The sequence below is a fragment of the Myroides sp. LoEW2-1 genome, from assembly GCF_009767705.1.
Taxonomy (GTDB): domain Bacteria; phylum Bacteroidota; class Bacteroidia; order Flavobacteriales; family Flavobacteriaceae; genus Flavobacterium; species Flavobacterium album_A.
Genome location: NZ_WSPP01000248.1, coordinates 25,772 through 38,580 on the forward strand (window position 1 = coordinate 25,772; position 12,809 = coordinate 38,580).

A 12,809-nucleotide genomic window follows, 5' to 3' on the forward strand; every position below is an offset into this window, starting at 1 on the left:
CTGTAAAAACCAAATTTACAAAAATAAGCACTCTTAGGCCTGTAAGGAATCGAATAATTACCCTTCCTACCTTTAAAATAAGCAATAAAAAAAGCACCTTTCTTTTAAAGGTGCTTTTATTGATCTTGTTTTACGCTATTTCACTTCACTATCAATGGCCTGTAAAAGCATTTGTGCAGTAGCTACGTTAGTTGCCAAAGGCACATTGTGAACGTCACATACGCGCAATAACATATTGATATCTGGTTCGTGTGGATGTTTGCCAAGTGGATCTTTAAAGAATAAAACCATTGCCGTTTTACCTTCTGCCACTCTTCCTGCAATCTGAGCATCCCCTCCAAGAGGACCTGACAACATGCGTTTAACTTCAAAACCAACATCTTGAGCCATACTCCCAGTTGTACCAGTAGCTATCAGGCTAATTCCCTCTTTAGAGAGAATAGCTTTGTTCTTTTTAATAAACTCAAGCATCTCCTTTTTCTTAGCATCATGTGCTACTATAGCTATTTCCATAATTCTATTATTTATGATAATCTATTAACCCATCTAAAGGTTTCTGAATAATACGACCTAAAGCAATGCCTTCTTCCTGCAATATTTCCACAAGTTCATCCTGAAGAAAGTACGCAACAGAACCAACAAAACTAACAGGACATTCCAAATACTCAGGATAATTTTTAATATAATTATCTACAAAGAACTTAATCTGTTCTCTAATCAACTTCTTAAAGTACTCATGTTCTTTATGCTCTATTAAAAACGGTAGAAAAGAAGCCATATAGGCATTGGGGTTCTCCTTCTTGTAAAAGTTGTATTTCACAACATCTGCATCAATATCATATTTAGCAGAAAAAGCTATTGCCAAATCAACTGGCATCATCTTTAAGAAATAAGACTTTATCAAAATTCTTCCAAATGCACTTCCACTACAATCATCCATTGCCATATACCCAAGTGACTGTATCCTCTGGTGAGCTTTTTCCCCATCAAAATAGGTTACATTAGAACCCGTCCCATTAATGCAGACAATCCCTTTTTCGCCTTTTTTTACAGTTGCATATATAGCAGCAAAGGTATCTTCGTGAATGTGAATACTTTTGCAATTGTCAAAATACTCCTCAAAAAACCTTTTTACAATACTTCTTGTTCTATCTGATCCACATCCTGAGCCATAAAAATAAAGTTCTTTAACCTCGTTCTTATTTCTCCTAATATCAGGAATAGTATTAACGCGGGTAAAGAACTCATCTAAAGTAATAACTTCGGGATTAAGTCCAAGACTGGTTACCGAAGTTATTAAATTCTTATTTTGGTCAAAGAAGATCCAATCAGCCTTAGTAGAACCACTATCGACTATAATCTTCATTGTTTTAAATTATTTTACACTGTTTAAATGAATAGCCATTTCAACCATTTTAGAAGAATAACCATACTCATTATCGTACCATGCTACGAATTTAAAGAATGTACTGTTTAATCCAATACCAGCTTTAGAGTCAACGATACAAGTGTGTGTATTAGATACGAAGTCTTGAGAAACTACGTCATCTTCAACATATAACATAACACCTTTTAATTCGTTTTCACTTGCTTTTTTAAGTACAGCCATTACTTCCTCGTAAGAAGTTTCTTTACCTAATTTCACAGTTAAATCCACAGTAGATACGTCAGCTGTTGGAACACGCATAGACATACCCGTTAATTTACCTTTCAATTCAGGAATAACTTTACCTACAGCTTTAGCCGCACCTGTTGAAGCAGGAATAATATTTAATAAAGCTGAACGTCCACCTCTGTAGTCTTTCTTAGAAGGACCATCCACAGTAAACTGAGTTGCAGTTGTAGCGTGAATTGTAGTCATTAAACCTTCAACAATTCCAAACTTGTCATTTAGAACTTTAGCTAATGGAGCTAGACAGTTAGTAGTACAAGATGCATTTGAGATAATTGTATCTGTTGCTTTTAACTCTTTCTCATTCACTCCCATTACAAACATTGGAGCATCAGCAGAAGGTGCAGAAATCAAAACTTTCTTAGCTCCTGCATCAATGTGTTTTTGCGCACCTTCAAGGTTTGTAAAAATACCTGTACAGTCAGCAACAACATCTACTTTTACTTCATCCCATTTAAGCATTAATGGATCTTTTTCAGCAGTTACACGAACTGTTTTTCCATTAATTACCAAGTTGCCATCTTTCACTTCAACTGTTCCATCAAAACGTCCATGTACTGAATCGTATTTAATCAAATAAGCTAAATGCTCAACTTGCATTAAATCGTTTACAGCTACAATTTCCACATCACTTCTTTTTACTGCTTCTCTAAACATTAAACGTCCAATACGTCCGAAACCGTTAATCCCTATTCTTGTCTTCATAATATCTTTTTTTATTAAGTTATTTTTTTAAATTGTAATTATATCTGATACTCTCAACAGATCTTTATCTATTGGAGAATGCCCTTTCACAGCTTGTTCAAGTGGAGTTAAGGCAACCTGATCGTTGATAAGCCCCACCATAAAGTTACTTTGACCCTCTAGTAAAGTTTCTACTGCTTTTACACTTAATCTACTTGCAAGTACCCTGTCAAAACAAGAAGGCGCCCCACCCCTTTGCATATGACCTAATACTGATACACGCACTTCATACTCAGGTAAGTTCTCTTCTACGTATTCCCCTAATTCAAATACGTTTTTACCGAGTCTTTCTCCTTCTGCAACAATTACTATACTAGATGATTTTCCTGATTTTTTACTTTTCTTCAAAGACTCAAGTAGCCTTTCTAATCCCAAATCTTCTTCTGGGATCAATATTTCCTCTGCTCCTGCTCCGATACCTGCATTTAATGCAATATGTCCAGCATCACGCCCCATAACCTCTACAAAGAATAGACGCTTATGTGAACTCGCAGTATCTCTAATCTTATCCACCGCATCTACTACTGTATTTAATGCTGTGTCAAAACCAATGGTATGACTGGTTCCATGAATATCATTGTCAATCGTACCAGGTATTCCCATTACAGGAATGTCAAACTCTTTACTCAAGACCATTGCTCCAGTAAAACTTCCATCTCCACCGATAACAATTAAAGCATCTATCTCTGCTTTCTTCAAATTATCGTATGCAGCCTGTCTACCTTCTGAAGTCTTAAATGCAGCACATCTTGCTGTTTTTAAAATAGTTCCCCCTTTATTAATAATGTAGTTTACATCTCTTGGACCTAATACTTCAAAATCACCCTCAACAAGCCCTTGAAAACCACGAAATACTCCTATACACTCTACTCCATGGAATGAACAAGTACGAACAATAGCTCTAATGGCTGCATTCATACCCGGAGCATCACCTCCAGAAGTTAAAACACCTATTCTTTTTATTGCCTTACTCATATGATTAAAATTTTGAGTAAATTTAGCAAATAATCGTTACTTGGACAAGATTATTGGATGTTTAATTCTTATTTTGGTATTATAATTTTGTTAAATAATTAACATTTGAACTATTTAGAATTATTTCTTCTACGATCCTCATAAAATTTAATAAAATCGCGATTAAAATCAGAGTCTGGTAGTTCTTCTGTCCTACTATTTTCCTTCTTTTCTTTCTCTTTCTTTTCCTTGGCGCGCTTGTCTGCTTGATTCAAAATTTTAGACAATAACTCCTTAAAAGTGTCAAAGTCCACTTCATAAGTCAAACCTACTCCTTGTGTATAACCAATACCTTCTCCTAAGTAATTGATGTCGTTCTCCCTATTGAAAAAACGAGCATTTAATGTTCCCTCTTCATTAATGCGCAACAAGACCTCTACATCCCCTACGATCACAGATTGTTCTTCCCCTCCTACAGGTACTCCCAGTTTTCCATTGACAGAAATGCGATCGTTAACTTTAGTTGAGAAAGTAACCCCTAAACGCCCTTCTGTTTGCGTGTATGGATTTCGCTCTCCCTGAGCGTAGTTTAAGCCCACTTTGAATTTGTCATCCTCATCAGAGAATAAGTCATCAAAGATGCTACTGGCTCTTTCAAATAAACTACCAGCTAAAGCGGAAGACGAATTATCTGATGAGAAAAACGCCCCTGTTGCTAACAATGCCATAGCTTGTCTTTCTCGGGTATCTCTATCACTTAACTTGTAGTCCAACTCAGATTTAACAACCGAACTTACCGTTGGAAAGTTAATTTCAAAATCTACCTCTGGACTACTCAAACTACCGTTTAAAACAATAGCGACATCTGTTGGTACCTTTCTATTAATAATCGAATTATCAACAATAACTCTTGGGTTTGCCTCTGTGTGATAAATTGCCTGTAAGTCAAGTATAGCATTCATTGGATCACCATCCCAGCGAATAGTTCCATATTTTTTTACTACAAATCTCTTGTCTATCAGTCCTCCATATTTAAAGTTATACTCTCCTTCATAAGCTTGAAAATCCCCCCACATATTAAACTTTCCAAGAGTATTAATTTCCATAGTAATAAAACCAGCTCCTTTACCTTTCATGGCATGCCCGGATTCGCGATCTAAGATAATCTCTATTTCCGCCTCAGGTGTAACAATAAACTCAAAGTCTAATTCTATTCCACTATTTCTATAGCGATACGGGTCGCTATCTTTACTTTTCTTTCGAAGCTCTTTTTCCTTGCGAGTCAAGAAATAGATATAATTATTCTCCCCTGTATTTTGAGCTTCTTTCAAAGGAATCTTAATCGCTGTACCTTTGTTAGAAGTGGCATTGATATCAATATTTAGCATTTCTACAGGCCCAGTTAAATTCGCCTGACCATTGATAAAAGCTGTTCCATAGTATAAACTACCTTCAGTAAACTTGGTGTCTAATGCCAATAAATTAGGCGATGACAACTTTAAATTCAATGCCCAATCATTAAACATTTTATGAGAAACATAACCGTCAACAACTCCTTCGGTCTTATATTTTGAATCTATAATTCTTGCGTTTCTAAGGATAAATTGTTTTTGGGTAATATCCAGAGCTGAATGCTCCTCAAACAAATAGTCCACTCCTGTAAACTTAGATAAAAATCCAGCTTTACTTAGATACAATCGTCCATTGACCTCTGGATCACTCGGTGTTCCAAGTATACTAATCTTTCCTGATGCAGTTCCTCGCATAGAGGAAGCCACACTACTTAAAAGTGGTCCTATTGGTTTTAAGCTAAATTCTTTAAACCCAGACTCTAAGTTAAAATAGGTCTTTTTATTGATTATATTGATATCTCCATTGAGGTAAAAAGATTCCTTGTCGAATTTTGAAATAGACGATTCTACTTTAAAGTTATCTAACTTTTCATTACCATCTACTTTAAACAACATAGTTCCAAGATCATAATCATTAATATGAAGCGAATCTATCTCAACATTAGCTCTTGGGTGAAATAAATCTTTATCTTGAGAAAAGTGAATATCCCCGTCTATCATACCTGAGAACTTCAAGTTATTAATATCAGGTGTAATCTTAGCTAGCTCAACTTGAGAAAAGTCCAAATCTAAGTGCTTATAAGTAGAATCTCGCATCACACCACTAAGGGCTACCCTTTGCCCTTTGTGAGACATCACAAGTGAATCAATGGTAAAGTCAGTTAGCTTTTTATTGAAAATCACTTTGTTACTTTTGTCTTCTTTCTCATTGACATTCCAAATAAAATCTTTGAAAAAGATATCTGATTTCTTAAACCCAACCACAGACATATTATCCTGATTAATGGTGTGATATAAGTTTAAATTAAAGACATCTCGATTATTATCCCCTCCCTTAAACTCAGAACGCACAAATAGCGTATCGTTATGGGTTAAGTTCAGTAAATTAAAGTCTGAGATCTTATACATACCTGTCCTTACACTATCAATTGAGACATAGGTATTATATAATGGGTTATTGTTATTTACATACAAAACAATATTGTGAAACCCAATTTTATCTAAAGATATACTCGGTGAGTCAAAGCGCAACTTAAACTCGTTTTCATCATTGTTAATCAACCCTTCTACACGAGTACTCTCACTGACTGTTAACTGAGGTAAAAATACCTCTATCAACCTATTGTGTACTGTGATATCAAAATCCAAATATTGACCTTCAGCTATTTTATAAGGGTTGTAGTTAGTATATAGACTTCCCAGAGCATTGGTAAACAAGCTCTTTAAATCCTTAAACCTGTACTTTCCTATCACATATCCTTTAATAGCTTCTTTTGAGTTAATTTGTATTGAACGCTCGCCATCTTGATTAAAAGCCGAAGTAACAGAAAACTCATCAAAAACATAGAAATCTTTAGTGTTGTTATACTGAGACGAGTTTACTTTAAACACCCCTTCTAAATCTTCTATCGAATTTCCAGAAGCTTTAAACTCAAAACTTCCCTTAAACTGCGCAAGGGTATCATTAACAAACTTTAAAGCGTGTAAATCAGCATAATCAACGTCTGCAACAAAGTCATAATTTTTCACTTTCGAGCTAAAGTCAACTTTTCCATTAAAGTCCAATTTTAAATTGGGATCATCAGTGTGAACAAGACCTTTAAAATACGGCATCTTTAATGTACCATCTACGGCAATTGACGTGTACTTATATTTGGCAAACACCAGTGAAAAGACATCCCCCTTAATAGAAGTATTTAAAGATTCTTGATTAAAGCCTTTTCCATCCACATACAAATCGAAAGAAGTTACTCCGAATTGCTTGTTGTCAATAAAACTTCCCAAGTCAAACTTATCCAGGGCTATATTCCCTTTATATTGTGCTAAATCAGGCTCGTTTAAATGATTAATCTCTAACTTAGCTCTACCTTTACCAATATTAGTTAAAACGTCAATATCAGTTTTCAAGGTACGCTTAGTCATCTCTAATTCACCGTGAATATCAAACATTCCCATATTGTCCAAAGACTCAGGTAACTTTGACTTCAGCAAATCAGGCATCAAACTAACTAAATTATAGCGAGAAATATAAAGCTTTGACAAGTTTGTCTTCATCCAAAACGGCTTATCTTTATCAAAGACGTTTCTAAAGGCAAATTGACCTATTACTTGTGAATTACTTTGGTCGAGTAAGCGTGCATTAATCAATTGAAAATCGTTCATCACTCCAACAATACTTCCTTGAAAATACAGCTGTTTATTCGAGGAGAACTCTGGTGCAAAAACATTTAAATCAGAAGTATTCAAAGAAGCTTTACTGATTTTAAAATCCCAGTTTACCTTATCGGTAAAATACTTCATATCTCCTTGAGCAAAACTAAAGAGTAAATCTCCTGCAATTGAAGATTGATCTGTTACTAGTTCAAGTGACTTAACACCAATAGTTGTTTTTGTATGAGAGAAATCTCCGGCAAGGCGATTTACATTCAACCCCCAGTGATCTTTAAAAGAAGCCTTCTTGATATTACCATAAATCTCTGGCCCTTTAATCAAAAAGTTGTTTACCTCACCATTTAACTCTTTAAAGTCAACTGCTGTGACAGTTTCATTGTTATCGTCAGAAACTTTAAAATGAGAGGAACTCATGTAGATATTCTTCGACTTTAACCTAAACTTACCATCCCCTTCTTTTCCATTGTCAAATACTGCAATTAAAGCATCAAGATTAGTCATTTCTTCTGCTTTGTACTTGTGGATATTTAGAAATAGATTGCTGATATGAGTATCTCCTAAAAAGATTTGTCCCTTCTTTAAGGCGTCAAAGTCGGTAATACGCGTTTTAAAACTTTTAATTTCTATAAACTTATAGTCGTGATTATCCCTTACTGATACACCTCTTAGAGAAATTCTACCAAAAAAATCAATATATAATCGGTCGATGTCGAACTTAGTACCAAACTTGTCGTTTACTTTTTCTACCGCAATGCTGGCCATGATACTTTGAACCACAGGTAACGACAAGGTTGCTATTATGATAACTAACAGACACACCAACGCCAATAGAAGGCGAAAAACTATTTTTTTAAATTTTTTGATAACGTTTTATGTTTTAAATTTGCAGCCTAATTATTTGCTTATTTCACAATAAAATAGCAAATAGCAAATTTAAGTATTTTTCCACATAGAATACCATGTTTTGTCAAGTTAAAACAGTTATTCTTAAACAAAAATTTCAAATAGAGAATGTCTTCTAAATCAACTTATATTTTAGCTATAGAAAGCTCATGTGATGACACATCAGCAGCGGTAATGCACAATAATAAAGTATTGTCAAATGTAGTAGCTAAACAAGAAATACACGAACAATATGGTGGTGTAGTGCCCGAATTAGCTTCTCGTGCACACCAACAAAACATTGTACCAGTTGTGGATATCGCCTTAAAGAAAGCTGGAATAACCAAAGAAGAATTAAACGGAATTGCCTTTACACAAGGCCCAGGATTAATGGGATCACTATTAGTCGGTGGATCCTTTGCAAAATCTCTGTCTCTTGCCTTGAATATTCCCCTTGTCGCTGTGAATCACATGCACGCTCATATCCTATGTCATTTTATTGATGAACAGGGCTATGACAAGCCAGAGTTTCCCTTTCTTGCTTTGACTATCTCAGGAGGTCATACTCAAATAGTTAAAGTAAACAGTTTTTTTGATTTAGAGATTCTGGGAGAAACAACTGATGACGCTGTTGGTGAGGCTTTTGACAAGTCTGCAAAAATATTGGGATTCCCTTATCCTGGAGGCCCGTTGATTGATAAGTATGCCAAAGAAGGTAATCCTAAAGCTTTTCAATTTACAAAGCCAAAAGTAGATGGGTTAAACCTTAGTTTCAGTGGCTTAAAAACACAAATCTTGTATTTTATACAAAAGAGTGTGAAGGAGAATCCTAATTTTATAGAAGAAAACAAAGCAGATATCTGTGCTTCTATTCAATATACGATTATCCAGATCTTAATGGATAAATTAAAATTAGCTGTTAAACAAACTGGCATAAAGCAAATTGCTATAGGTGGTGGGGTTTCTGCCAATTCAGGTATTCGACAAACACTCAAACAAGCAGAAGACAAATACAAGTGGAAAACCTTTATTCCAAAGTTTGAATACACAACTGATAATGCTGCGATGATAGGTATTGTGGGTTATTATAGATATTGCGAATCAATATTTGCCGATTCTTCCATCGTATCAAAAGCTCGTATAGAATTTTAAAAACCAAACTTATGCAATTATTTTATTCCCCAAATATCAGTACTGATAACCCTACTTTTACTTTTGACAAAGACGAAAGTAAACACATCATAAAAGTCCTTAGACGAAAAATTGGAGATACGCTTCATGTAACGGATGGCAATGGGAATTTATTCACCACTGAGATTACTTTAGATTCCGACAAAGCTTGTATGACTCAAATTATCGAACATAAATTAATCCCACATACCCCATTTCGACTGCACTTAGCCGTGGCTCCTACCAAGATGAATGAACGCTACGAGTGGTTCTTGGAAAAAGCCACTGAAATAGGCATTCACGAAATAACGCCAATTATCTGTGAACATTCGGAAAGAAAGATAGTTAAGACCGAGCGATTTGAAAGAATTGTTCAATCAGCAATGAAACAATCCCTTCAAATGTACTTGCCGAAACTCAATCAACCTATTTCTCTAAAAGAATTTTTGAATCAAGATCACCAAGGAGAATTATACATTGCTCATTGTGAGGAAGACCAAGAAAAAATTTTGTTAAAAGACAGTATATTACCTCACAAAAATTATTTACTTTTAGTAGGTCCAGAAGGAGATTTCTCTCCAAGTGAAATACAATTAGCTCTTGACAAAGGTTATAAGCCTGTTTCTCTTGGACACACAAGGTTACGCACTGAAACTGCAGCGGTAGTTGCGGTACACAGTTTTATATTCACAAACGAATAAAATATTTATGGTTGATTCAAAAACGATTTCTAAAGGTATTGTAAGAGCTGTTTTAATATTAGTAGCAATATACCTAGGTGCAATGTTAATATTGCAAATTAGTTCTCTTTTTATCTATACTGCCTTGGCTTTTGTCTTAGCATTGATAGGTAAACCTTTAGTAGAGTTTTTTAAGAAAAAACTACGTATAAAGCGCACCTTAGCCGTTGTGATAACTATTGTTATTTACATCGCTTTCTTTATCGGCTTTATATTTATGTTTATCCCTTTATTTACCACACAAGCACAGAACTTATCTGTCTTAAACACCTCACATTTGCAAGAGGATTTTAATGGGTTAATTCACAAACTCGATCTTTATTTATCAACCAAGGGCTTTAGTTTAGACACCCTTTTAGAGAGTGCGAATTTTAAATCTCAACTCAAACTAGACTTTGTTCCAAATTTATTCAACACATTACTTGGTTTTCTAAGTGAGTTTGGAATGGGAGTTTTTGCTATTTTATTTATCACTTTTTTCTTTTTAAAAGATCAAGTTATCTTAGAATACCAGTTCAAGAAGATATTCCCAAGTAAACACGAAAACAAAGTATTAACTTCATTGGATAAAATTAACAATCTACTGTCGAGATACTTTCTTGGACTAGTAGCTCAAATTACGGTTATCTTTATTTTGAGTTTTATCCTTTTAGCAATAGTTGGAGTAAATGGTGCCTTAATGATCGCATTCTTATGTGCTATCTTAAACATCATTCCATATATAGGCCCACTAATTGGAAACGTCCTTGCAGTTTTGTTTACCATGTTGAGCTTTTTAGGCGATAACATAACAGAAGTTACTCTACCAAAGGCGTTAACAGTTATGTTTGGCTTTTTATTTATTCAACTAATCGACAACGTTGTAAACCAGCCTTTGATCTTTTCAAATAGCGTTAAATCACATCCTTTAGAGATATTCATTGTTATTCTAGCCTCTGGAATGTTCTCAGGAATTTTTGGAATGATTGCAGCTGTCCCTATTTATACTTGTATAAAAGTTATAGCTAAAGAGTTCTTGCCAAATGTTCGCTTTATTCAAATATTAACCAAAAAGTTATAATTGGAAAATCCTTTATTAGCTCTTGAAGTTCAAGAGTACATTAATGATCACCTTGATAAAAACAATAAAGATTTAGCTTTTAAAAAATCTCCTTTTCAACATATTGAAATGAGTGATTTGCTCATGCAAATCGAAGCTAAGCAAAAGTGTATTGACAAACTTCCGACTTGGTACAACAGTCCAAATATATTGTACCCTGCTAAGCTTTCTATTGAACAAACTTCATCTGAGGTATGTGCTAAGTACAAAGCGAACTTAGTTTTTGGTGAGAGTCTAATTGACCTTACTGGAGGCTTTGGTGTGGATTGTCTTTACTTTGCAAAGCATATAAAACAAGTTGTACACTGTGAGATGCAGTCCTACCTAAGTCATATGGTAGCTCATAACTATAATCAATTAGGTGTCAAGAATATTACCACACACTGTGGAGATAGCTTAGTGTATATAGCTGAGCAGAAAAAACAATGGGACTGGATTTACGTTGATCCCGCACGAAGAAATCAATCCAAAGAGAAAGTATTCTTTTTAAGTGATTGTTTGCCCAACGTACCTGAACATTTAGAACTTCTATTTTCGCATACAAATAATGTGCTAATTAAGACCTCTCCCCTTTTGGATATTCACGCAGGGCTTAATGAACTAAAGCACGTTAGCGCAATTCACATCATTGCATTAAACAATGAAGTAAAAGAGCTCTTGTGGGTGTTAAAAAAAGGAAGTATTGCAAGCGTTGAATTAACCGCTGTTAATATACACCACAATCAAATTAGCACTTTTAAGACTACACTCGACCAAAGTTGTGAGCCTGTTTACGCTTTACCTAAAAAGTTTTTATATGAGCCTAATAGTGCTGTACTAAAAACTGGAAAATTTGACTGTATTTGTCCTTACTATAAAATTGAGAAATTACATCAACACTCTCAACTATATACAAGTGACAATTTAATTGAAAACTTTTCAGGTAGGTCATTTGAAATACAAGAGGTCATCCCCTACAACAAAGCAAACGCTAAATTGTATCTAACCAATACCAAGGCCAATGTAACAACGCGTAACTTTCCAATAAAGGTAGAAGAACTCCGCAAAAAATGGAAGATTAAAGATGGCGGTGAGCAATACCTTTTTTTCACCACCTTAAACAATCAAGAGAAAGTTTTTATCAAATGTCTTAAAACAAAAATAGAAACTAAAATATAATAAAATGGGAGCGATTAATTCGCTCCCATTATTTTTACATCTAATTGTCTGTATATCAAAGTTTATTCTTAACAATAGCTAAACACCAAATCTACTGTTGCTTCACTAGGACCATCAACTGCTGAGTATCGCTTTTAAGAACTAATTTATTCGCATTTAACTCGTATTGTGTCGCGTTAAACAATGCCTTTAGAAAAGCACCTGAGGGCACTGCTTCACAAAACATACGCGTAGACTTTAATCGCTTATCTATCTCTATTTGACTATCTCTCTGGATAGAGAAGCTACCAGAAAACGTATTACATCCATCGAAACCCTGCACTTTTAAATCTTCTAAATTAAAAGTTATTACTGGTATTTCATCTCCAAAAGTTTTAGAGGATATTAATTGTCCCCCTTCCCCATTAGCAACGGACTCCAGTGTCCAAGACGAGGTAGTTAATTTATTCGACATATTCTCTTTTGTCTTGTTATCACTCTGCATTGGCAATTGACTTTTACAAGCCATTAACCCTAATGTACACAAAAATACTGCAAAAAATAAACTAAATTTTCCTCCCATATCAAGCCAAGATTTATTTTGTTTTCAAATCAAGTGTAATATCACTCTTGGTTAAAGATATAAAAAACAAAACAAACAGTCACTT

At 34.6% G+C, this 12,809-nt stretch carries 10 protein-coding genes; 4 read left to right on the plus strand and 6 right to left on the minus strand.

Going from position 1 to position 12,809, the window contains the following annotated elements:
- Window positions 1-135: 135 nt before the first annotated feature.
- The 5 genes from GOQ24_RS13155 to GOQ24_RS13175 form a co-directional block, all read right to left on the minus strand.
- A complete protein-coding gene (locus tag GOQ24_RS13155) occupies window positions 136-513 on the minus strand; it encodes a methylglyoxal synthase (RefSeq protein ID WP_155091666.1) in 378 nt (125 codons plus the stop codon).
- A 7-nt stretch (window positions 514-520) separates the two neighbouring features.
- Window positions 521-1,366, minus strand: a complete 846-nt coding sequence (locus tag GOQ24_RS13160; RefSeq protein ID WP_155091665.1) for a BadF/BadG/BcrA/BcrD ATPase family protein — start codon at window positions 1,364-1,366, stop codon at window positions 521-523.
- A gap of 9 nt (window positions 1,367-1,375) precedes the next feature.
- Entirely contained in the window at window positions 1,376-2,377 is a 1,002-nt protein-coding gene (gene gap / locus GOQ24_RS13165; RefSeq protein ID WP_155091664.1) for a type I glyceraldehyde-3-phosphate dehydrogenase, read from the minus strand.
- Window positions 2,378-2,404: 27 nt separating this feature from the next.
- The gene (pfkA, locus tag GOQ24_RS13170) at window positions 2,405-3,391 is read right to left on the minus strand and encodes a 6-phosphofructokinase (RefSeq protein ID WP_155091663.1); all 987 of its coding nucleotides are present in this window, start codon (window positions 3,389-3,391) and stop codon (window positions 2,405-2,407) included.
- Window positions 3,392-3,501: 110 nt separating this feature from the next.
- On the minus strand, window positions 3,502-7,890 hold the full coding sequence (locus GOQ24_RS13175) for a translocation/assembly module TamB domain-containing protein (RefSeq protein WP_317165487.1): 4,389 nt from the start codon (window positions 7,888-7,890) through the stop codon (window positions 3,502-3,504).
- 234 nt (window positions 7,891-8,124) lie between these two features.
- On the opposite strand from GOQ24_RS13175, the gene tsaD reads away from it, so the two are divergent.
- The 4 genes from tsaD to GOQ24_RS13195 are packed head-to-tail and all read left to right on the plus strand — an operon-like array spanning window position 8,125 to window position 12,162.
- Window positions 8,125-9,147 (plus strand): tRNA (adenosine(37)-N6)-threonylcarbamoyltransferase complex transferase subunit TsaD, encoded by a 1,023-nt coding sequence (gene tsaD, locus GOQ24_RS13180; protein WP_160339905.1) that lies wholly within the window; start codon window positions 8,125-8,127, stop codon window positions 9,145-9,147.
- An 11-nt stretch (window positions 9,148-9,158) separates the two neighbouring features.
- The gene (locus GOQ24_RS13185; RefSeq protein WP_155091660.1) at window positions 9,159-9,866 is read left to right on the plus strand and encodes a 16S rRNA (uracil(1498)-N(3))-methyltransferase; all 708 of its coding nucleotides are present in this window, start codon (window positions 9,159-9,161) and stop codon (window positions 9,864-9,866) included.
- Window positions 9,867-9,873: 7 nt separating this feature from the next.
- Complete coding sequence (locus GOQ24_RS13190) at window positions 9,874-10,965, plus strand: AI-2E family transporter (RefSeq protein ID WP_155091659.1); 1,092 nt, start codon at window positions 9,874-9,876, stop codon at window positions 10,963-10,965.
- Entirely contained in the window at window positions 10,966-12,162 is a 1,197-nt protein-coding gene (locus GOQ24_RS13195) for a THUMP-like domain-containing protein (protein ID WP_160339906.1), read from the plus strand.
- 91 nt (window positions 12,163-12,253) lie between these two features.
- Here GOQ24_RS13195 and GOQ24_RS13200 read toward each other — a convergent pair whose 3' ends face one another.
- The gene (locus GOQ24_RS13200) at window positions 12,254-12,724 is read right to left on the minus strand and encodes an META domain-containing protein (protein WP_160339907.1); all 471 of its coding nucleotides are present in this window, start codon (window positions 12,722-12,724) and stop codon (window positions 12,254-12,256) included.
- Window positions 12,725-12,809 lie beyond the last annotated feature (85 nt).